A 22,348-nucleotide genomic window follows, 5' to 3' on the forward strand; every position below is an offset into this window, starting at 1 on the left:
CCACAAGCGTACTCACCTTGTCAGTATACAAATAAAAAGCCGTCTCGTCACGATACAACATTGCTGTTGCAAAGGACGAAACGACTTTATCATTTCGTGTTACCACCTTGGTTCGCTATTATTTCTCAATAATAACCTCATCCGGTACTTAAGCTCTTCAGATTTGTTTCTGATGTGCAGCTGCATACCGTGACGCTATAACGGGCGTTCCCGTATCAAGCTTGCAGTTGCTCACTTGATCTGCTCAAAGACCATCTTCCGCTTCTTCTCTCCGCTACCCTTTTTCAGCTGACCGGGCTCTCTGCAAACGGCTCCGAAACGTACTCTTCTTTTCAAAGCTTTCAGTTGTGTTGTTATTGATGATGATTATAGCAAGCTGATTTAAGACTGTCAACCAGAAACTTTCAGAAATTTTCACTCTTGTAAAAAAGGCTCCGCAGCTTCGAAACAGTAAAAAACCGCCGACAATTGCGGCGGCGACTTTTTGCTGTTATTGGCTGATTTTAAAGATTGTCAAACTCGGTTGTGTCCACGTCTTTTAACGCAACCAGCCAAGCATTCATTTCATCTTCGTCATTTAAGACGTCGATGTTTTCAGCAATCTTATCATTGATTGAAGAAATCGTACCAGACAATGGTGCTGGGAATTCTTGAACCGCTTTTTCAGCTTCAACTTCGACCATTGGTTCCCCTTGTTTCACACTTGCTCCAGGCTTAGGCAAGTTAGCAAAAGTCACTTTTCCCAAGTCTTCTTGTGCTTGGGCACTCAGGCCAATCACATACTCCGCTCCGTTAAACAAGATCCATAAATTATCCTTTGTTTTCAAACATTTCTTTTCCATGATTAATTTACTGCTCCTTCATAATCTGTTTCTTTAAAGCCGACAGCCAAAAATTGACCATCTTTTGCTAAAATCGGACGTTTGATCAACATGCCGTCCGTAGCTAACAATGCACAAGCCTGTTCCTTCGTTAAATCAGCCACGCGGTCCTTCAATCCCAGCTCTCGGTACTTCATGCCACTGGTATTGAAAAAGCGCCGAATTGGTAAACCACTTTGGGTCATCCACTCGGACAACTGATTTGCACTGGGAGGATTCTGGACCATATCGACGGTTTGGACCGTTACCTGTTGTGAATCCAGCCATGCTTTGGCTTTCTTACATGTACCGCATTTCGGGTACCAATACAATGTGTACATTTTGTCCTCCTTATGCTGCGGTCGAGACCGCCGTTTTTATGACAGGCTGTCTTTTGGAGCTCCTGCTTGATAACGCATGGATAAAATCAACCCAATCCCGATCATATTACACAAGATTGATGACCCCCCTTGACTGATAAACGGCAGTGGTATCCCCGTCAAAGGCAGAAGACCAATATTAGCACCGATGTTTTCAAAAACGTGAAACAAGATCATCATAATGATCCCCACTGAAATATATGTGTAAAATTCGTTATTGGTATCAAAACAGACTTTTACCATTTGATAAATCAGAACAAAATAAACCAAAATCACAAAGGCACTGCCGACAAAGCCAAACATCTCACCAATCATGGTAAAAATCATATCTGACTCTCGTACCGGCACGTAAATATCGGAGACATTGAACCCTTTCCCAAACATTTCGCCGGAACCGACTGCCATCATGCCATAAGCTTGTTGCATCGAATCCCCTTGTATATCATGGAACGGATTTAACCAAGAGTCAATCCGTTTGAACTGATACTGATGAAAACCCACATGAGACAACAGCTCACGACCAAAATCCGTCATGACTAAGAAAATCAGCCCACCGCCGATAATCACAGCAATTGCTACAGCCGGTATAATGATGCGCCAGCTGATACCTGACATTAAAAAGACGCCACCGAAGATTGCCAGAAACACCAACATCGTCCCTAAGTCTTTTTGGGCAATAACCAAGCCGACTGTGGGTAAGGTGACCAGCATCAATTTGCCAATCAACAGCCAATCTGAACGTAAGGTACGAGCCTTATATTTTACATTATGGGAAGTTACCACCAGCGCCATCATCATAATATAGGCGATTTTCATTAATTCAGAAGGCTGAAACGTCAGGTTAGAGGTCACTCGAAACCAGTTTTTTGAACCCGTCTCTATCGCCAGCTGCTTATCATGGAATTTCAATAAAGCCGCCATTACTGCTAAACCTAGTCCGTAAATCACCGGGGTTAGCTTCCAAAGCCATTTGGACTTCATCTGCATGATAATTACGATTGCTACTGTACCGACACCATACCACAAACTTTGCATCAATACCCCGCGAACCACAGAACGACCGCTGGGGTCATGGGACAAGGCGGAATACAAAGAAACCAAGCCAATCATACACAATAAAAAAACGGGTAGGATGACACCGTAGTCGATACGGCTGTCACGCAACGCCCGGTCATTCTTTTGGGAAAGTCTGTTCTCCATCAAGTCACTCTTTTCTCCGACAATTTCGTTCTACTCCGAAAAGTCCATTCCACAGCCAGTAAAAACGAAGGATTCAACTGCTGGGCGCTTTTCAGATACACTGATACATTATAGAGGGTTTCGTCAGGAAAAGAAAGTCCGGCCCTAACCAACAGTAAAGAATCTTAAGAAAAATACCCTCTCACAGAGTTTTCCGTAGGCTCTTCTAGGGATAAAGCTGCATACATCTGTATTAAAACCAACAGTCCCTTTTACGATGATCGTTGTGCCAGGTATCCCGTCAAATTGATACGACGAAGAAAGTTTCTCTGTAATATTTGCTGTACTTAGCAAAACTCTGCAAAAAAAGCCGCTGACTAAGCAACGACTTTGGGCTAGTAGGCTATTGGCAGTCTCTTCAGACTTTCTGCATTTTTTTATAATTGATAATCATGACACCATTGCTCTGAACCATCAACTGCTGATTTTCAGGAGTCTGATCCAGTTCCACCACTGCTGAATTCTTCAGCTGTTTGGTGACCACACCGGTTTGCGGTTGACCATAGATCAAAAATTTCACATGTGTCTCGGGTTTGAATTTCTTACCGAGATCTGACGGGACGACTGTTGCATCAAATTTTCCAAAAGTAGCCACAATAAAAAACCTCCCTTTATATCATTCATTATAGCACACTTTGTGAAATTTTTCAGGAAATCATTTTTTTCACAGTTTCAGCTTTAACTTTTCTTCAAAAATTGGCTCAAGAAAATCACCACAAGAATCCTTTTCCCTGCATCGTCTAGGACTGTTCAGCATCGTTTTTGTTCTTATTTTCGTAGGCCACCGTCGTGTTTTACAGTAAAAAAAAGAAACCTGATTACTCAAGGTTTCTCAAATGCCGACTATAGGGATCGAACCTACGACCTACGCGTTACGAGTGCGTTGCTCTACCAACTGAGCTAAGTCGGCATTCGTTGAAGCAATGTCAACGAATAAGAGTATAGTGAAAAAACAGCCGTTTGTAAAGTAAAAACCGTTTTTTTCTTGAATCAAATCGGCCGGCTTTTTAACCAGTCATTAATAGCTGTGGCCACCGAATCCGGCTGAGCCAAATAGAGCGCATGGTGCCCTTTTATAAGACACAGCTTAGTCTTTTCTCCGGCGTACTCAGAATCTCGGTACTCCTGTTCTCTAAAAGGCTGAGCAAATAGTAGTATTGGCGGTAGAGAAGTTGTGGCTTTGGTAATGGCGCTAATTTCCTTTAAATTTTGCTCAGAAGCCAGATACTCGGAAAAAATCGTCGTGCCTTCAGAAAATGTCCTCTCTGACGCTTCCAATAATTGTTCCTCTTGCGGTGTTAACTCCTGATCCTTTGTTGCCTCATAACGCTCTTCCGGGGTCATTTCTGAAAGCCACTCATTTGCTTTTTGATAACTCGAAGTAGTAAAAAATTCTGCGACTTTGACAGTGGTTGGTTCATTTAAAATCAATCCTGCGACCTGATCAGGATAACTTAGAGCATATGCCAATGAAATTGGACCGTTAGCGGAATGTGCAAAGAAAAGAACCGGGCCCTCATGCAAAGTACGAATCAATTCATGCAGTTCAGCGACAATATTCTGCCAAGTTCGGGGTGCCGAAGTCTCATCACTTCTGGCAACACCCAAGCGATCAATGAATAATTTTGAAAAAGTACTATCGATTCTCCTAGCAATATTCTTCAATTCCAAGTAATTATTCGTCGTGCCAAAGCCAGCCATAAAAACCAGCAGCGGTCGGCCACTTTCCCCCTTTTGTAAAACATACGACATTCGGCCATGCATTCCTTCGAAAAATTTCACCTTCATCACTCTAGTCCCCAATACTTTTTCAGTCATTTTTTCAACAGGGTAGCAGCATAAATAAGTTGTTCCAATTTCAGCGGTCAGATCCAAGAACCATTTTCTTTTACCCTTAAAAAAAAAGCCGATTGGAAAATTTCCCCTCGGCTTTCTATCATTAGTTTTCCAGCGTTTACTTCGTACCGAACAAACGGTCACCGGCATCCCCGAGACCTGGCACGATATAGCCGTGTTCATTCAGGTGATCGTCCAAGGCAGCCGTGTAGATATCAATGTCCGGATGAGCGTCTTGCAATGCTTTAACGCCTTCAGGAGCGGCTACTAAACAGACGAATTTAATGTTTGAAGCACCCCGTTGCTTCAATGAATCGATGGCCATAATTGCAGAGCCACCAGTAGCCAGCATAGGATCCACTACAAAAAGCTGACGGCTAGCGATATCATCTGGCATCTTGAAGAAGTACTCATGAGGTTCCAATGTTTCTTCATCCCGATACATACCGATATGGCCCACTTTAGCAGCTGGAATCAATTCCAAAATTCCATCCACCATTCCGATACCGGCACGCAAGATTGGTACCACAGCAACTTTTTTACCGGAAAGCATTTTTTGGGTAGAGCGGCCAATCGGTGTTTCGATTTCAACGTCCTCCAGTGGCATGTCTCGTGAAACTTCATAAGCCATCAGCATGGCGATTTCATCGACTACCTCGCGAAATACTTTAGTTCCGGTGTTTTTATCCCGAATGATGGTCAGTTTGTGTTGGATCAACGGATGGTCGATCACTTGAAATTTGCCCATTACGTACACTCCTTGATTGTCACCTTGCATCGGAAAAGCTTCCCGATCCACTGGCGCAGTTTTCTTTTATTGTAATGCAAGATATCGATTCTCACAACTGACAAAGTGAATTGCTGAAAATATCTTCTTTTTTGAAGATTCCAACGACAATTTGCGTTCATCTGCTAAACAAGAAACTCCCGCCGTTATGGGGGAGTTTCTTGTTTAGCGAAATTTTTTGGGTCCAATTTTTCGAGGACCTTCGCCTTTATTTAAAGAAATTCGTCGCTGCCAGTCCAGTGTGTCCAGCTTGTCCCAAAATTGTTTTTTGAAGTAAACAATCACGCCGCCACAAATCAACAGCAGTCCGCCTACTACTAAAATATTCAGTGGTACAAAAGGTAGCGATAGCGCCGCAACTGCATACACACCAATAGCAATAAATCCTAAAAAGATTCCCAAAAACATCACGATTACCATTAGCCAAGTCCCACCACCACGTTGAAAAAGCTGTGTGACACTGGTCCAGTTAGTCAAAAGCAGTCGATGATCTCTGGCAAAATAAAACAGACTCATTACAAAACTGCCCACTAAAGTGCCCAAAATCAATGAGATAATCAACAGTGGTGACAGCTTGAACATCACGCCACCTACCACCGCCATCAAAATTGCAATCACTGCTTGGATCAGATAACCTACGAGAAATTTTTGCTTCAAATAGTCTTTCTTAGAGATAGGCAGCGTATTGATAAAGTCATAATTTTCTCGGTCTAAAGAAATGATATTAGCCACAAAGGACGTCGGATTGGAAGACAGAAAAGACAATAACAAGCCTGCAGCAAACGCCACCCCAGCTAATTTAGCAGGCAAACCGTCTGTCAGGGTACTGCGAACCGCTCCGCCAGAAGAGATCAACATCACCAGCGGCATCATGACCGAGCTGGATAGCACCTGCATTGCCAGATTCGGATCTTTGATTAATTGGAGGTTATAGGCCCGCAGCAATTGATTCAGGCTTTGACCATCTTTGCGTTTGCGCTTGACCACCGCTTGGGCAGTCGAAATCTCAGTCAATTGTTCGTAGAGTTTAGGCAAGAAAAACACTTTGATGACCAGAGCCAAAATCAAAAAGACACCAATCAAGATTGCCCATCCCAAAAGTCCTTGCAGCGAAAATGGACGATTCATGGCCCAATAGACTGGCAAAAACGGCACCAGTGCCCCTCGATCCGGCAAAGCTTCCGAGGCTTCTGAATAGTCCACATGACCAGAGTTTTGCATCACCAGTACACCCACAACCGCAATCCCAGTCGACAAAACCATCAACCCCGTCGTCATCAGCTTCTTATGCTTTTGAAACAGCTTGGTCCGGGTCAAACCCAATACAATCAAGGCACACAAGAACAACATGACGCCTAAAAATAGTAGAAAGCCCACGATTCCCAAAACGGCGGCTAGCACAATCATGCTGCCAGATTGCCATGCCGTTAGCGCAAACAATACCAACAATGGCAACACAAAAGGTACTACTGTCAGCATAACGACCAGGATTTTTGAAAGAAAAATTTCCGCCTGCTGAAACGGCAGCGGCAAGTAAGCTCCCAGATCCTTGCTTTCAAAAAAGACATTGTAGATTACCGAAATTCCCTGGGACAAGGCCAAGATTCCGAAAAGACCGACATACATCGTAAAATAACCCGACATACGAGAAAAATCAGTCAAAAAGAGGATTCCCCCGTATAACACTGTAAACAACGCTGCCAGAAAGACAAACTGCAAAACCAGCGAGCGGGTCAATTTAGCCCCGCTTTTTCCTTTTTTGCGAGCCTTCTCGGTATATTGAGGATTGGCATAACGCAGCGATGTACGAATCAATGCCCCCAATTTTTGTCTATTCATGGGCCTCACCCTCCAATCTTGCTAAGGTGTTGCCATCTGATTGCCGGCCGGCCATCTTCAAATAGATTGCTTCCAGTGATTCCCCCGGTGATTGCGCCAACAAGTCATCAGTATTGCCATTGTAAATCAACTCGCCTTTTTTCAAAATCGCCAGTTCATCACACAACTGTTGTGCGGTATCCAAAACGTGAGTCGAAAAAATCACCGTATTGCCCCGTGCCGCATGCCGCTTCATCATCTCTTTCAAATCATAAGCAGCTTGTGGATCAAGTCCGGTCATAGGCTCGTCTAACACCCAAATATCCGGATCTGGCAACAAGGCGCCAATCAAAACCGCCTTTTGCCGCATCCCATGGGAAAAGCTACCAATAGCTTCTTCTTGGTGTGACAACATATCAAACAAGCCTGCCAGTTCCTCTAAACGCTCTTTTTTCTTGTCAGTTGGCAATTCATAGGCAGCCGCAATCAAATCCCAATACTCACCGGCAGACAACTGCAAAAACAAATCTGGTGTATCCGGAACATAGCCAATCCGCTTTTTAATCTCCAAACGATTGGCACTCAGCTCTTTGCCGTCGACAATGATTTTGCCGCTAGTGGGTTCAATCACTGAAACCAAACTCTTGATGGTAGTGGATTTTCCGGCACCATTGTGTCCCAAAAAGCCAAAAATTTCTCCGGTTTTAATCTGAAGGTCCAGCCGATCCAAAGCTGTGTTGTTGCCATATTTTTTTGTCACTTGTTGAAATTCAATCATGTTATCCCCACTTTCCTGTAGCCCAGTCATTATCTTGTAATAGCTGGGTTACAGCTCACTTTTCAAATTTCCATCATTGTACTCCCTTTGCATACCTCTGTCTATGTTGTCAGAAAATTTAAAATAAAAACCGCAGCCCCTCTGGACTACGGAATTCTTTGTCAGAACAATATTTATTGGGTAATAAAATTACAAATTAGGATACAATGGATATTTTTCAGTCAGTACTTTTACCTCAGAACGAACCTGATCCAAAGCTGCCTCGTCGTCACGTTCTCGCAAGGCCCGCACCACTAATTTGGCCACTTCAACTGCATCTTCTGTGCTGAAGCCGCGGCTGGTAATTGCTGGTGTCCCAACTCGAATACCACTCGTCTTGAATGGACTCAGTGATTCAAAAGGAATCGAATTTTTGTTGGCGGTGATGCTGACACTGTCCAAAATTGTTTCGGCTTCTTTGCCGTTCAGCCCAAAACCGCGAACGTCAATCAAAAGCAGATGATTGTCCGTTGCTCCAGATACCAACCGGGCTTCTGGTGCCTGATTAAAGACACGGGCCATCGCTTGGGCATTGTCAATGACTTGTTGGGCATAGTCCTTGAATTCAGGAGCCAATGCTTCTTTAAAAGAAACAGCCTTCGCTGCAATTACATGCTCCAAAGGTCCCCCTTGAATTCCCGGAAAGACCGCAGAATTGATTTTTTTAGCCAGTTCTTCGTTGTTAGTCAAGACCATCCCGCCCCGTGGTCCCCGTAATGTTTTGTGGGTAGTCGTGGTGGTGATGTCAGCATAAGGAACCGGTGATGGGTGCAGACCAGCAGCTACTAATCCAGCGATGTGGGCCATATCCACCATCAATTTGGCACCGACTTCATCTGCAATCTCACGAAACTTCGCAAAATCGATGGTGCGGGAATACGCACTGGCACCGGCTACAATCAATTTTGGCTGATGCTTACGGGCAAGGATTCGAACAACATCATAGTCGATAACTTCAGTGGTAGGATCGACCCCATAGCTGACAAAGTGATAGGTTTTACCAGAAAAGTTCACCGGGGAACCATGCGTCAGGTGTCCGCCAGCGGAAAGATCCATCCCCAACACAACGTCTCCTGCTTCGATCAAAGCCAGATAAGCCGCTGTATTCGCTTGAGAGCCGGAGTGAGGCTGAACATTGACATATTTGGCACCAAAAAGTTCCTTGGCACGATCAATCGCTAGGTTTTCTACTACATCAATAAATTCACAACCACCATAATAGCGGCGCCCCGGATAGCCTTCAGCATATTTATTGGTCAAGACACTGCCCTGTGCTGCCATGACCGCTTCAGAAACGATATTCTCAGAAGCAATCAGCTCCAAATTATTTTGCTGCCGGTTCAGCTCGAGATCCACAGCATGCCATAGATCCGGATCAAAATCACGATACGTCATACAAAAACACCCCTTCACCTTATTGATAGCTCTAAAACATTTTTCAGCTTGCTGCGATTCTTCGTCTTTTACCTACGAAAAAGCCGCAATGCCAATTTGAGAGTAGCAGAAGCAGGAAAACTCCGCAACCCAACCGCTTGTGAGCCACTGTTCTTTCCTTCAAAGCCGAACATTATGGCGATTCTTCTACTATTTAATGGCATTGTAACACAAATAGCCGTATATTTTCTGTGAACTTTCAAAATAATTTGACTTTTTAAGTCCAGCCACTCAGAAGCTCTGCAATATAAAAAAGCGGCAAAATACCTTGCAGGCAAAAGAACTGGGGGAGGGGGAATGTCAGCTGCTTTCTTTACGGTAGTTGCGTTTCAAGCCACCTTCAACAACTGTTTCTTGGTAACAGCCTTTTTGAACGCAGCTGCCTTGTTAGGCAAAGTACCGTTTTTTAGTCCCCATTGTCTTTACTGCTTGGCGTTTTACCGACTATCCGTCTGATTGGTGCTCCGGTATCTTTTTTGACACCAGAGCACCTTATTCTGATTTGTTACCAGCGATTAACGATTGCCAATCGACAATTAGTCCCGCAAGGTTTTGTCTTGCAACTCTTTGTGCAATAATTCAAAGTTCAAGGCGGCTCCTAGTAAGTTGGCGTCATTTTGGAATTCACAATTGCGAATCACGGGCATGATTTCTTCGACCCGTTCTTCTGCCAATGTTTTGTACAAACGACTACCCAACTCTTCCGGTAATTCAGCGCGGGCAGAGATGCCACCACCGATAATTACGACGTCTGGATCAATGGAAACCTGAATATTGTACAAAACAGCTGCGATATTGTCATACATTTCCTTCAAAACCAGATCTGCAGTCTTATCACCGGCTTCTTGAAGTTCAAAGAGCGCCTTGCCATCAATTTCTTTTTTAGTGATTTGTTCATACTGTAGTGCGGCTTTGACCCCAGTTCCCACTTGACTCAAGGTCCGATCGCCGCGCGGTTTCATCAAACCGAATTCACCTCCGAAAAGGTGAGAGGCTTTGTAAAGTTTGCGGTCGATGAAGATCGCACCTCCCACACCGGTACCGATTACTACAAAGACAGCATTCTCAGCATCCTTTCCGGCCCCCATCTGAACTTCGGCGATGCCGGCACAGTTGGCATCATTTTCGATAGTCACAGGTAATCCCAAATGTTCTTCCAACTGATCGTAAATAGGTCGACCATGGATGTATTCCACGGCACTGATACCATCAATCCGGCGAGCAGGTACGTTGACTGCCCCCGGTGCACTGATTGCCACGCCTTCAATTCCCTCGCCAAAGCCAGCGACTACTTTTTTCATTTCTGCCTTCATCTCATCGAAACTGGCAGGTGTTGTAAATTTGTCAGTGTGACTAATTTCACGATTTTCCCATAATCCATATTTTACAGCTGAGCCGCCGATATCAAATACTGCTAATTTCATAGTATTTCCTCCTAGAGATTGGTTGAGCAGCCAGTTTGCTTCAAAAACGTTTTATGCTAGAGGAAGTTGCTTCCCTCTTATGGATTGTTTCGAAGCCTGCCGCTGCCTTTTGCCTGCCTTCAGCAAAACGCTTACAGGTCTAGACCTTGTTCTTATTGTATCACTTTTTAGCCGAAAATGAAGCCACCTTATCATGGGAAAAATAACAAATTTATCTAATGATTGATGTACAAACTCTTTTGGAGCTTCTTAGGGAATCTAACAGACGTTTTTCCTCTTACAGAGTCATCACAACCAAATCCAGGAATTCAAAAGATCATATTCTTTCAAAAGCTTTGTGAACTATCTTACTTTTTGATTACGCTTTCATTTCGGTTGTGCTATCATTAGAAGATAGAAAGAAACTTCTAGTTTGCTGCTGTCTCTTTTTCTTATTCTCCGATAATGTGAAATCCATCTGTGATTGTTGCCATTTACGCTATCTGCTGCTGTGCAAAAGGAGGAATATCATGAAATATCCGATCCAACGCTTCATCGAACATAATTTGACAGTTTCTGCGACCCACTTTTATCACGAGACCCGCTGGAACGAAGCGCTGATTCTTGAATGGAGGCAGGCTCATACGCCGGTCAATGAACTACCCATTGCTCTTTTGGAAGATCTACACCAATACAGCAGTCAGCAGTCGGACCTGCTCACTATACTGAATAAGCTACAGCACTACCAACAAGAGTATTGGGAGGAAGTGACCCTCCATCGCAACAATTTTTGTCGAATTCCCAATAAAAATCAGCTGCTTTATGATCTCCGGCAGCATACCTCGGAAAACGATCACCCGGCGTTGGTTCAAAGGATCACGAAAGCTTTAGATGAACGGGTCTTCAAAGATACATTTACTGTTGCTTGTGATTGGGACCACCGAGTGATTTCTTATGTACAGCAGCACTGCAACACTTTGCCAACGATTCTTTACAGTTTTAGAGTCAAACTTCTCCAGTTGCCAAATGGAGAGAACTATCCTGTCTATCGCTATCTAGGACACGAGCTGCAAGAACCCCGCTTTGGTTCATTGCTGCAATAACTAGCTTAACTAAAAAAATCGATAAACCCGACTCATTGAGATTTGGGTTTATCGATTTTTTTAGTTACTTTTCGCGTTTTCTAAAGGAAAGAAGCTTCATTAATAGCTTATCAAAAATCATTTCTCTAGGCGTTGGCGTGAATCCAGCGGACCAGTTGTTCTGTTTTCTCCCAACCTAAGCAAGGGTCGGTAATGGACTGTCCGAAGACTTGTCCATCTGGTTCTTGACGGCCATCTTCCAAGTAGCTTTCAATCATGAATCCGCGGACCATAGTCTTTAAGTCAGCTTGACAGTCGCGATTGTTCATCGTTTCTTTGACAATTCGAACCTGTTGCTCCCATTGTTTTCCAGAATTGTCATGGTTGGTATCGACAACGATGAAAGGATTTTTGAAAGTCCCCTTCTTATACATGTCAGCAACGGCCATCAAATCTTCATAATGGTAGTTGGGTACATTTTTTCCCGCCTCGTTCAATGCTCCCCGCAAGACTACATGAGCCAGTGGATTCGAACTAGACTCCACTTCGGCCCCATTGTAAATGAACTCCTGCTTTTGTTGTGCCGCATATAGCGAATTGAACATCACTGTCAAATTGCCGCTGGTTGGATTTTTCATCCCTGTTGGCTGATCGATGCCTGAAGCTACAAACCGGTGTTGTTGATCCTCCACCGAACGTGCCCCCACCGCCACATAACTCACCAGATCTTCCACCAGCTCCAGATTTTCCGGGTAAAGCATTTCGTCAGCAGTTGTCAGCCCCGTTTCGGTAATGACTCTTTTATGCAATTTACGAACAGCCAGAATGCCTCGAATCAGATTGGACCCTTCATCCAACTTTTGCTGATGCAACAATCCTTTGTACCCATCGCCGTTGGTCCGCGGCTTGTTGGTATAAATACGAGGAACCATGAAGACCTTATCAGCGACTTCCGTCTGTAATTGGGCCAAACGACGGACATATTCCATCACAGCTTCTTCATCGTGGGCAGAACACGGCCCAATCACCAAAAGGATACGCTGGTCCTCACCCGTGATAATTTTCTCCAATTCGGCATCCCGGTCAGCCTTTTTGGCAGCCACCTCCGGATCCAATTTTGTAACCGCCTTTACCGTCTCTGTATTGATACGCTGACTCAATTGTTTGAAACTCATTTTAAATTCCCCCAATTTGAAGTTTTTCGGTACTTTAGTTTTTAGTGTAGATTTTCTGTTTTCAAAAAGAACTTTTGAAAACATCTGCTTTGAGTGACGGCGCGGATCTTGTTTAGACACCTGGCCTCAAAACTTGTTTTTCGGTGCTTTAGTTTTTAGTGTAGATTTTCTGTTTTCAAAAAGGACTTTTGAAAACGTCCGCTTTGAGTGACGGTGCGGATCTTGTTTAGACACCTGGCCTCAAAACTTATTTTTCGGTGCTTTCATTTTGGAAAATTCTTATCCTTGAGTACATTCACACCTGCCTTCTTGGCACAAATAGCAGCAGCCGCTATTCCTCCAAGAACGATAAAATAAAAAAACTCCGCCCTCTTCCCAATCCGGGAAAGGACGAAGCTATATGCTCGTGTTACCACCTTTTTTTGTGTCCGGCTCACACCGTACACCTTGACAGGTACGCTGTCGGCCATCTCATACTCAGACTGAAACTGAGAATGCTGCCTACTGATACCCCGGCCTGTTAACGAAGGCCACATCCGTCACCGCCTACTGCTCTTCAACGGGAAGCTCCAAGAGGAATTCCACTTTTGACTTCGTGCGCCTCTCATCTACCGGCTGCTTTCTGTCCTTCGTCTCAAGTGTACTGATTCTTATCATCGCTTTTCTTTTGTGCTTTTTTACATGATAAAGCGCTAAACGACAATTGTCAAGAGTTTTCTGAAAATTCATCATTGCCTTTTTCGCATCAACCAGCTATCAAAACCGTAAGCTCAATGGTTCCCACTTTACACCCTTTAGAGGAAGCGTATAGTAGGATTTGGGAGATGATGAGATGACTGAAAACAGAGTAACAACCATGATGGCGCAATTGAGTACCGCTTACTCAGATCCAGAAGTAGCGGCTATTTCTGAGCTGCAGGATTTTGTCTTGGAAGCCGCATCTGAACTGGAAAAGACCCAAAATCCAAAGCTGATCGCTGCTCGTATTTGCAGTGAGATTCCAATGCGTTATCTGGAAAACAAAGACCACTTCCCCAAAGCACTATTGACTTTGTTTTATCAACTCAAAAAAGAGGCTGAAGCTTACAAAGGTGTGGCAATCAGCGCTATGATGCTACCGGTGTGGTTTTGATAATCGCTACTCACATTTTTCTTAACTGGTAAAAAACCTGCTGAAAGAATCGGAAAGGAATCTTTCAGCAGGTTTTTAGTTGCTCATTTCTGAGTGGGAAACGAACTCTCCCTATTTCATTGCAATCGAAGCGTTTAGCCGTAATTAGCCGATAAAATTATCATTTTGAACGACTTGTTTCAACTGCTTCATCGTACCTTCTAAGCTTTGTTGCTGGTCGTCTAGATGATGAGTGTTGACCTCGATATGCTCCAATTTATGGGCGATTTCGTCTAGTTTGTTCAATGTCTGTTGCATGATCTTTACCATATCCTTGTCCATGCACGGGACACCTCCTGCCTTAAGGCGTTTATTTTTTCACCGTCTACGGACAACTAAGCTGTCAGTGTTGGACGGTATACTTTCAACAACAATCCAAATAACTAGTTATTTGACTGTATCGTCTGCTGAGTTTAGTGGTTTAACAATTGATTTTGCTTTAGCGCTAACTTCTTCCACCACTTCTTCTACAGCATCTTCCATTGCATCTGCTTGGCGATAGAACAGTCGATAGACTACAGCACAAGCAATCGGCAAAATAGCGGCAGCCAAATACATATTCTGGAAGCTCATGTGGCTACGCAACATGCCAAAAAGGTAAGGTCCAACCCCCAAACCAAGATCGAGTCCTACAAAATAAGTAGACAACGCAATACCAATCCGGTGGCTATCTGCAGTTTTCAAACAAACGGCTTGCCCATTTGACATAAAGGTACCATAGCCAAGTCCCACCAAGGCACCAGATACTAAAAGCATCCAGCTGCTAGTAGTGAAACTCAACGCTGCTAATCCAGCGGCCAAGAAAAGATAGCTGGGATACATTACATAGTTTTCACCTTTTGCATCAAAGATTCGACCAGACATTGGTCGTGTGGCGGTAATTACTAAAGCGTAGACAACAAAGAAAAAGCTAGCCGCATCGACTAAATGGATAACCTGTGCGTAAGAAGATAAGAAAGATAGCACACTGGAGTAGGCTAAGCCCATCCAAAAAGCGATGAAAGTGATAAACAGCGCCTTTTTCTCAATAAAGCTATCGAGACTGCGACTGTCCAAAGCAGCTCTGTGTTCTGGTGTTAAGGTGATATTTTTCACTGGGAAAACCCAGCAAGCAATTGTTGTCGCAGCGATTAATACGACTGAGAAAATGATGATTGTATAAAAATTGGTGAGATTTAACAGAATCATCCCAATAAAAGGACCAATGGCTGCCGCTAAACTGGTAGACAGTCCATAATAATTAATTCCCTCGCCGTTTTTAGAACGTGGAATATAGGCGGTGACAATGGCATTCGTAGCAGTAGAAACAGTCCCATAGGCAAAACCGTTCAGCAGGCGAACCCCATAAAGTACGCCAATTCCTGGTATGAACAAATAGGCAATCGTCGTTGCCAAATAGAACAACGCGCCATAGCGCAAGACCGCTTTTCTCCCATACAATTCCAATTTTTTCCCCATCAGCAGGCGAGCAATCAGCGTTCCGATAATATAAATTCCCGACGCCAACCCTGCTTGACTGAGAGTGGCATGCAAATTGTCTTGGGCAATCACTGCAATGATTACCATCAACAGGTAATACACCAAGTACACGACAAAATTGATCAACGTGATACTGACAAACCCTTTGTTAAATAATTTCTCTTGATTTTCCATAGGTTCCTCCTGAAATAAGTCCACTGTGTGCAGTCAGCAAAGTGAAAAACTGCTGAATTACCAGCTGATTCCAACTGATGCAATCCTTCACCAGCAGCTGCGGCTTCAATATTTTCACTGCGAAAAATCTATCAAGGCGCCCTTTAATAGATTTTCACGGCAGCTAATACTTAATGGCGATAGTTTACAGAAAATTTTCATCAAGAAAAATCGAGTTTGCTATCAACATGTGCTGAAAACATTTTTTATTAACATTTGTTATTGCTTTTTGCCGTCAGCAGGTTTTTAATAGAGGCAACTATCTTTTCAGAAAATAATTGTACAGTTTCAAGCTTAACTAAATTGTCGTATCAGCCAACAAGTATTGCCATCAAAATTACGACAGTTGGCAGCTGAAAAGACCAAAGGAGCCCAACCGGATGGACAATCACGTCTTACAGGAATACCTCACTGCCCACCAATTTCCTATCGTAAAAAAGACCCGCAAAAAATACCTGACTTATGAAGGTTTGCAAGACAGCTATGCTTACATTTTGAAAAGCGGCGTTATCAAAACCAGCGTCATCTCAAAGGATGGCCGCGAGTTCAATCTGCGCTACATCAATCAACTAGAGATTGTGTCTCTTTTGAAAGATGAGTACTCCCAATTTATTGACGCACCCTTCAACATCCGTATTGAATCGCCAGTCGCAGAGCTTTATCGAATTGATCGCGTCCAGTTTTGGAAAGATATCAATCAAAGTCATGACCTGCAGCAGTATGTCAAGGATTATTATCGTGTGCGCCTACTTCACAATATGAAAAAACTACAACAAATGTTGATGAACGGAAAATTTGGAGCAGTCTGTACCCAGCTGTTTGAACTGCAAGAAAAATTCGGCGTCCCAACTGATGAAGGAATCTTGATTGATTTTATCGTTACCAACGAAGAAATCGCACATTTCTGTGGAATAACAACAGCTTCTTCAGTCAGCCGCATGCTGCAACAGCTCCGCGAGATGGGAGCGATTTGCATGAAAGAGCGAAAAATCCTAATCCACGACTTAGAAATGATTAAAGACAATATTATCTTCTAACTGAGAGTTGCTTTTCAGAAAACCTCTTTTAAGGCATCTCTTATCACTATCAATAAGTTCCATGTACTCAGCATTGTTTCTGGTTTCAAAAGAAGAAAGACTTCCTTTGGCGTCATTAGATCTAAGTACAGATGACGGTAACTTTCCTTCCTAAAATCATGGAAAGTTCGCGTTTGAAATTTTCAACAATGAAAAACCAAGCCACTCCCACTATTTTTTTAATGGAAGTGACTTGGTTTTTCATTATGGCTCATATTTGATAGTGCTCGCTTCGAAGGCAGGTGACTAGACGACTGTCACAGCATTCTTTTACTTTGAAAAAGCAGCTATTTCAGTCATTTATATAAGAAAAGCGGTCCTGTAAAGATACGTTTCATCGAAGCTTGCATTCACCAGTAAGTCAAGCTAACTTATGTTACCGCTGCTTCAATTGTAGGATAATGGGTACAGAAAAATTTAGTCACATGCTAGTTGTTGCAATTCAGAATTCGTCAAGCTGATGGTCTGTGCCTCCCAAGCCTCTTTCAGGTGAGTAACAGACGAGGTCCCTACAATGGCGGCCACCGGAAAGTCCGGTCGTTGCATGACGTAAGCCAGTGCAAGCTGTGTAGGTGCTAATTGCTTTTCAGTAGCTTTCTTTTCTACGGCAGCCAAGCGTCGCCAATTGACAGTATTGAAATAGGCGGCTACATAGTCTGTTGGCGCATGATTTTTGCCATTTTCTGACTCATAGCGGGGTACAAAAAAACCTTCTGCCTGCGGTGACCACGCTAAAAGTGGCAGCTGGTTTTGCGTATGCCAACGAAGCATCTCTTCATCCGCTGTTAGGCATCCTGGCCATCGTTGCCCGTTGACTTGTGCTAACGAATAGTTAGGGCTATTTGCGATTGGAGTAGCCAAACCATTTTTTCGACAATAAGCAATAGCTTGCGTCATACGTTTTTGACTCCAATTAGAAAAACCAAACCCGCCAATCTTTCCTTCTGCTAACAACTCTGCCATTACCTCCATCAGGGGACCCACTGCCATGGTTTCATCATCCCGATGAAACAGTAAAACTTCAACGTAATCCAACCCTAATGTTCTCAGGCTTGCATTTAAATCTTCCCGGACAGCCTTAGGAGTCACGCGAGGGCTACTACTTCCTGATTTAGGGTGGCAGCATTTGGTGATAATCGTATACTGATTTCGCTGTGCCATGCGAGAGCGACCACTGTCAGGGTTGATTGTGGTCAGCCAACGTTTTAGCGCCTTTTTTCCGTTACCGTAAGCTCGGGCAGTGTCGAAAACGCGTCCTCCCAACTCTTCATACGCATCAAATACCTCTTGAGCAAGGTCTTCCCGACTCGGATCACCAAAGTTTGCTGTCCCCAAGATCAGCTTTGGTAATGTTCGCCTTTCTCCTTTTAATTGCAGCCACTGTTCTTTCACTGTCTCTTCTCCTCACTCCACCGCTTTGTATTATGCGTCAGCTTTTCCAATCATTTATATTCAGGATGTTCATTAAAAAAAGCTTGTGCGATTGTCACCGATTCCAAAGCATCTTTTGCATAATAGTCTGCGCCTACGAATGCGCGATATTCCTCATTTAGTACAGCCCCTCCTACCATAAAACTGCAGTTGAGCCCTGCCTCTTTCACAGCAGTGATGGTGGCCTTCATATTTTGAACAGTGGTGGTCATCAACGCCGATAATCCCACCAATTTGATATCTTGTTCGCGAATACTATCCACAACTTTCTGAATCGGAACATCCTTTCCCAAATCAACCACGTCAAAACCATAGTTTTCCAAAATCATTTTGACGATATTTTTGCCGATATCATGAATATCGCCTTCGACTGTAGCTAAAAGAATTTTCCCCTGCTTATCTACTTGCTGGTCATGTTTACTTAAATAGTCTTTCAAAACAGCCTGCGCTCTTTTCACCGCATCTGCACTTTGCATCAGTTGAGGTAGAAATAATTGCCCTGATTCAAATTTTGCACCTACTTCATCCAACGCTGGAATGAACTCTTGATTCACAATTTCCAACGGTGAGGTCGTTTCCAATAATTGAGCGGTCTTTATTGGCGTTTCATCTTTTCGTCCTTGCAAAATCATAGTTCTTAATGAATCTTCCGCAGAAGCAACTATTTTTTCTTTATTGACAGCTTTGTTCACCTCAACGGCCGCAAGTTTATTATCTCCTCCAATGGCATTTAGAGTTACGTTTTGGTTTTTTTCAATATAAGTAGTGGCCTCTCGATCCTGATGATTGATTACTCGCAGGCTGTGAACAGCAGCCATCATTTGCTCACTCAAAGGATTCATAATTGGCGCATCTAGCCCTGCTCCTACACAAGCTGCTAAAAACGTCGTATTTAGAAGTGGACGATTTGGCAATCCAAATGAAACGTTGCTAATTCCTGCCACCGTTTGAACACCTAGCTCTGATTTTAACAATTTCAATGTATCGAGCGTCACTTGTACTTGGTCTTGCTGCGCGGAAGCTGTCAACACTAACGGATCAATCAACACGTCTTCTTTTGCAATTCCATAAGATGCCGCTGTCTCGACAATTCGTTGGGCGATTACCAACCGACCAGCCGCTGTTTCAGGGATACCGGATTCATCCAGCGCTAACCCTAGTACTACTCCTCCATACTTTTTTGCAATTGGAAAAATTTCAGCCATAGTTTCTGCTTTGCCGTTAACAGAATTGATTAGCGGCCGACCATTGTAAACTCTGGCCCCAGCTTCAATAGCGCGAATGGACGAACTGTCAATCTGTAGTGGCACGTTCACCACGCCTTGCAATTCCCCGATAGCTTTTACCATCATTGCAGCCTCATCAATTTCAGGTAATCCCATATTGACATCAAGAATATCAGCACCCGCCTGTACTTGGTCAATGGCTTCTCTCAAGATATAAGCGAAGTCTTCCTGCCGAATCGCCTCTTTTAAGCGTTTTTTTCCAGTAGGATTCAATCGTTCACCAATCAAAGACAGATGGTGATTCAGTATTACTGTTTGTGAGCCAGATGTCACAGCAGTCACACTTTTGGGTGTCGTCAATCGTGGTTGGCCACCAAATTTTTCATCTAAAATGTGCCGTAGTGCGGCAATAAAATCAGGGGTGGTGCCACAGCATCCTCCGATTACCCGTACTCCTTTAGTCAACATTTTTGTCGCATGCTCTATATATTCCGGCACGGTAATCCGATAAACAGTCTTCCCTTCCTCCATTTCTGGCAACCCGGCATTTGCTTGTACCACTACCGGAACTTTGGCATAGTCAAGGATTGTATCTACCAGCGGCAGTAGTTCTTTAGGCCCCAAGGAGCAGTTTAGACCAATGGCGTCTGCCCCCAGTGCCTGTAATGTCAATGTCGCAGTCAACGGGTCCGTCCCAACAAAAGTTCGACCGTCAGCCTGGTAAGTCATCGTCACAAAAACCGGTAGTGAGGTATTTTCTTTGACAGCTAACAATGCTGCTTTTGTCTCCAATAAATCACTCATTGTCTCCAAAATCACTAAATCTGCACCAACTGCTTCTGCCAACACGACCTGCTCTTTGAAAATAGCGTAGGCTTCTTCAAAAGACAACGTACCATAAGGAGCCATCAAAGTACCGATGGGACCTATATCATAGGCGACAAAACGTGGGTTACTAGATCTAGCTAATTGAACTGCTGTCGTAATAATCTCCGGTAATTTTTCTGCTGCAATCTTGTGTCGGTTTGCTTGAAAAGTATTAGCAGTAATAATATCCGCACCAGCTAAAACATACTCTTCATGAATTTTTGCAACTACCTCAGGATGCGTCAAGTTGAAAAATTCTGGCTGCATCCCAGTTGGCAGACCATTTTTTTGCAACATCGTTCCCATAGCGCCATCAATCAACAAAAAACCTTCATGTAAAGCCTTTAAGACTGGGATATTTTCACATTGTTCCTTTTTCTTTTTGATAAAGCTCGTTTGCCCGCTTCGCTTCATTATCTTTGTCCTCCAATTCGGAAATCACATTTTCTAAAATCGTACTCTCGGCAGTAACTGTCCCTTCTTCTCGGTTTGGCAGCCGCGGGGTCAGTAAATAAACCAATAATAGCAGTAACAGACTTCCTGGGGATCATTAAATTCGTTTCTGTCAATGTAATTCCAAGTTTAGTATCCGCCTGGATTGTCTGAATAAAGGTCGGCTGAATCGCTAGCGGCAAATCCCCATAACCTGGAGAAAAACGTTGGTTCAATGTATAGTTCGGACAAGCTTTCTGCGTCTGGGAAATATCGCTAAAGCTCATCATAGATGCCGCCTCAGCGATATCACATTCCGCAAGATCACAGACTTTTTCAATGTATTCTGTACAAGCACAATCTAACACTAAAGCCCGGGTCAAATCAGTGATTTCAAAGCGACGGATAGCCTGCTCAACTTCAATACCGAGTGTACATCCTAAAAGGGCTACCTTCTGAGCTTTGTGAAGATGCCGCCAGATAGCCTTGCCAGTTAACACTAGTTCTGTATCTAACACACGAATTATCTCTTCCTCATTATCGGCTTCAATATCAAAAATTTGGTAGAGATATCGTGCATTGGATACTTTTTGAACTTCGACCATCATCTCCTCCACAATTGCATTGATATCACCAGTAAGTTCCTGCCCTCGCTTATATCCTAAGTAACGAAGCACTTCCTTTTTATTTAAAGGGATTAGACCTTTCTTCATTTACTGCTCTCCTCCTTGCGTAGATGGGCAAAAGTCTTGATTGCAATCTCTGATCGGTTCATAGTATAAAGATGTACCCCATCGACACCATGACGAATTAGATCATCCATTTGCTGCCAAGCATACTCCAGACTTGCTTTGCGCAATTCGATGGGGTCATTACCATAGCGATAAATCAGCTTTATCAATTTTGATGGCAGACTAGACCCACACATGAAAATCATTTTCTGAACCTGGGCCTGCGATAAAATTGGCATAATTCCAGCCACCAGCGGCTTAGTCACCCCAATCTGTCGTGCCCCTTCAACCATACGATAAAAGCATTCATTGTCAAAAAAGAGCTGAGAAATGAAAAATTCTGCTCCCGCCTGTTCTTTTTCCAAAAGATGACTGTAATTTTCCTCGTCTAAAGCTTGGCTAATGTGCCCCTCCGGATAGCAAGCCGCCGCCACACAAAAGGAAGGATCAACCACAATTTCTGAGATTAGATCTTTGGCATAGGTAAAATCCTGAGCCTGCATTTGTCCCTTACTGTCTTCAGGAAAATCTCCCCGTAAGGCTAACACATTTTCAATTTTTGCTATTTTCATCGCTTTGAGAATAGCCTGAATCTCTTTTTGGGTATTGTTTACACAAGTCAGGTGATGCAACGCTTCAATTCCGTATCTGTTTTTGATAGTCGCAGCGATTTCCAGTGTCTTATTGGAACTTTCATTGCCACCAGCCCCATATGTCACACTCACAAAATCCGGACGTACCCCTTGCAATTCATGGAGCGTTTCATAAATCATTCCTAACCCGCTCTCTTTCTTAGGTGGAAAAACCTCAAGAGAAAGAACTGTCTTATTTGGTTCAAATAATTTTGAAATTTTCATGTTTGGGTACATCCCTCCATCTTGTGGAACGTGA

At 43.5% G+C, this 22,348-nt stretch carries 20 protein-coding genes, 1 tRNA gene and 1 other annotated feature; of the genes, 3 read left to right on the forward strand and 18 right to left on the reverse strand.

Annotated features, from left to right (window positions below; translation table 11 throughout):
- Window positions 1-68: 68 nt before the first annotated feature.
- Window positions 69-345 (reverse strand) — a binding site (T-box leader).
- Window positions 346-503: 158 nt separating this feature from the next.
- From ACOMA8_RS00385 to ACOMA8_RS00435, 11 genes are all read right to left on the reverse strand, one after another.
- The gene (locus tag ACOMA8_RS00385) at window positions 504-842 is read right to left on the reverse strand and encodes a glycine cleavage system H family protein (RefSeq protein ID WP_161899142.1); all 339 of its coding nucleotides are present in this window, start codon (window positions 840-842) and stop codon (window positions 504-506) included.
- A 2-nt stretch (window positions 843-844) separates the two neighbouring features.
- The gene (locus tag ACOMA8_RS00390) at window positions 845-1,201 is read right to left on the reverse strand and encodes an arsenate reductase family protein (protein WP_161899143.1); all 357 of its coding nucleotides are present in this window, start codon (window positions 1,199-1,201) and stop codon (window positions 845-847) included.
- A 36-nt stretch (window positions 1,202-1,237) separates the two neighbouring features.
- Window positions 1,238-2,440, reverse strand: a complete 1,203-nt coding sequence (locus tag ACOMA8_RS00395; protein ID WP_161899144.1) for an FtsW/RodA/SpoVE family cell cycle protein — start codon at window positions 2,438-2,440, stop codon at window positions 1,238-1,240.
- Window positions 2,441-2,837: 397 nt separating this feature from the next.
- Window positions 2,838-3,074, reverse strand: coding sequence for a hypothetical protein (locus ACOMA8_RS00400; RefSeq protein WP_161899145.1), 237 nt, complete (start codon window positions 3,072-3,074; stop codon window positions 2,838-2,840).
- Between the two features lie 242 nt (window positions 3,075-3,316).
- A tRNA-Thr gene (locus tag ACOMA8_RS00405) sits at window positions 3,317-3,389 on the reverse strand.
- Window positions 3,390-3,469: 80 nt separating this feature from the next.
- A complete protein-coding gene (locus ACOMA8_RS00410; RefSeq protein ID WP_421367464.1) occupies window positions 3,470-4,267 on the reverse strand; it encodes an alpha/beta hydrolase in 798 nt (265 codons plus the stop codon).
- A gap of 166 nt (window positions 4,268-4,433) precedes the next feature.
- A complete protein-coding gene (gene upp / locus ACOMA8_RS00415) occupies window positions 4,434-5,063 on the reverse strand; it encodes a uracil phosphoribosyltransferase (protein ID WP_161899147.1) in 630 nt (209 codons plus the stop codon).
- A gap of 204 nt (window positions 5,064-5,267) precedes the next feature.
- A complete protein-coding gene (locus ACOMA8_RS00420) occupies window positions 5,268-6,941 on the reverse strand; it encodes an ABC transporter (RefSeq protein WP_421367466.1) in 1,674 nt (557 codons plus the stop codon).
- Window positions 6,934-7,698, reverse strand: coding sequence for an ABC transporter ATP-binding protein (locus tag ACOMA8_RS00425; protein ID WP_161899149.1), 765 nt, complete (start codon window positions 7,696-7,698; stop codon window positions 6,934-6,936). The genes ACOMA8_RS00420 and ACOMA8_RS00425 overlap by 8 nt, the downstream gene beginning before the upstream one ends.
- Window positions 7,699-7,887: 189 nt before the next feature.
- On the reverse strand, window positions 7,888-9,132 hold the full coding sequence (gene glyA, locus ACOMA8_RS00430) for a serine hydroxymethyltransferase (protein WP_421367469.1): 1,245 nt from the start codon (window positions 9,130-9,132) through the stop codon (window positions 7,888-7,890).
- 575 nt (window positions 9,133-9,707) lie between these two features.
- On the reverse strand, window positions 9,708-10,595 hold the full coding sequence (locus ACOMA8_RS00435; protein WP_161899151.1) for an ROK family protein: 888 nt from the start codon (window positions 10,593-10,595) through the stop codon (window positions 9,708-9,710).
- Between the two features lie 509 nt (window positions 10,596-11,104).
- On the opposite strand from ACOMA8_RS00435, the gene ACOMA8_RS00440 reads away from it, so the two are divergent.
- Window positions 11,105-11,677 (forward strand): hypothetical protein, encoded by a 573-nt coding sequence (locus ACOMA8_RS00440; RefSeq protein WP_421367473.1) that lies wholly within the window; start codon window positions 11,105-11,107, stop codon window positions 11,675-11,677.
- A gap of 125 nt (window positions 11,678-11,802) precedes the next feature.
- On the opposite strand, the gene ACOMA8_RS00445 is transcribed toward ACOMA8_RS00440, so the two are convergent.
- The gene (locus tag ACOMA8_RS00445) at window positions 11,803-12,831 is read right to left on the reverse strand and encodes a 3-deoxy-7-phosphoheptulonate synthase (protein ID WP_421367475.1); all 1,029 of its coding nucleotides are present in this window, start codon (window positions 12,829-12,831) and stop codon (window positions 11,803-11,805) included.
- Window positions 12,832-13,663: 832 nt separating this feature from the next.
- Between ACOMA8_RS00445 and ACOMA8_RS00450 the strand changes: the two genes are divergently transcribed.
- On the forward strand, window positions 13,664-13,963 hold the full coding sequence (locus ACOMA8_RS00450) for a bacteriocin immunity protein (RefSeq protein WP_161899154.1): 300 nt from the start codon (window positions 13,664-13,666) through the stop codon (window positions 13,961-13,963).
- Window positions 13,964-14,107: 144 nt separating this feature from the next.
- Here the strand turns inward: ACOMA8_RS00450 and ACOMA8_RS00455 are convergent, their stop codons facing one another.
- Together ACOMA8_RS00455 and ACOMA8_RS00460 are read right to left on the reverse strand one after the other, a co-directional pair.
- Window positions 14,108-14,284 (reverse strand): hypothetical protein, encoded by a 177-nt coding sequence (locus ACOMA8_RS00455; protein WP_421367478.1) that lies wholly within the window; start codon window positions 14,282-14,284, stop codon window positions 14,108-14,110.
- A 105-nt stretch (window positions 14,285-14,389) separates the two neighbouring features.
- On the reverse strand, window positions 14,390-15,655 hold the full coding sequence (locus tag ACOMA8_RS00460; RefSeq protein ID WP_161899156.1) for an MFS transporter: 1,266 nt from the start codon (window positions 15,653-15,655) through the stop codon (window positions 14,390-14,392).
- A gap of 419 nt (window positions 15,656-16,074) precedes the next feature.
- On the opposite strand from ACOMA8_RS00460, the gene ACOMA8_RS00465 reads away from it, so the two are divergent.
- Window positions 16,075-16,731 carry a Crp/Fnr family transcriptional regulator gene (locus ACOMA8_RS00465; RefSeq protein ID WP_161899157.1) on the forward strand — a complete coding sequence of 219 codons (657 nt, stop codon included), beginning with the start codon at window positions 16,075-16,077 and terminating at the stop codon, window positions 16,729-16,731.
- A 456-nt stretch (window positions 16,732-17,187) separates the two neighbouring features.
- Here ACOMA8_RS00465 and ACOMA8_RS00470 read toward each other — a convergent pair whose 3' ends face one another.
- Genes ACOMA8_RS00470 through ACOMA8_RS00485 form a run of 4 tightly spaced genes read right to left on the reverse strand, consistent with a single transcriptional unit; the run spans window position 17,188 to window position 22,314 of the window.
- Window positions 17,188-18,162, reverse strand: coding sequence for an aldo/keto reductase (locus ACOMA8_RS00470; RefSeq protein ID WP_421367482.1), 975 nt, complete (start codon window positions 18,160-18,162; stop codon window positions 17,188-17,190).
- 50 nt (window positions 18,163-18,212) lie between these two features.
- Window positions 18,213-20,708, reverse strand: a complete 2,496-nt coding sequence (locus ACOMA8_RS00475) for a homocysteine S-methyltransferase family protein (RefSeq protein ID WP_421367484.1) — start codon at window positions 20,706-20,708, stop codon at window positions 18,213-18,215.
- Complete coding sequence (locus tag ACOMA8_RS00480; RefSeq protein WP_421367487.1) at window positions 20,708-21,439, reverse strand: methionine synthase; 732 nt, start codon at window positions 21,437-21,439, stop codon at window positions 20,708-20,710. The genes ACOMA8_RS00475 and ACOMA8_RS00480 overlap by 1 nt, the downstream gene beginning before the upstream one ends.
- The gene (locus tag ACOMA8_RS00485; protein ID WP_421367490.1) at window positions 21,436-22,314 is read right to left on the reverse strand and encodes a methylenetetrahydrofolate reductase; all 879 of its coding nucleotides are present in this window, start codon (window positions 22,312-22,314) and stop codon (window positions 21,436-21,438) included. The genes ACOMA8_RS00480 and ACOMA8_RS00485 overlap by 4 nt, the downstream gene beginning before the upstream one ends.
- Window positions 22,315-22,348: the final 34 nt, after the last annotated feature.

The organism is Enterococcus infantis, assembly GCF_049166715.1.
Lineage (GTDB): Bacteria > Bacillota > Bacilli > Lactobacillales > Enterococcaceae > Enterococcus_C > Enterococcus_C leclercqii.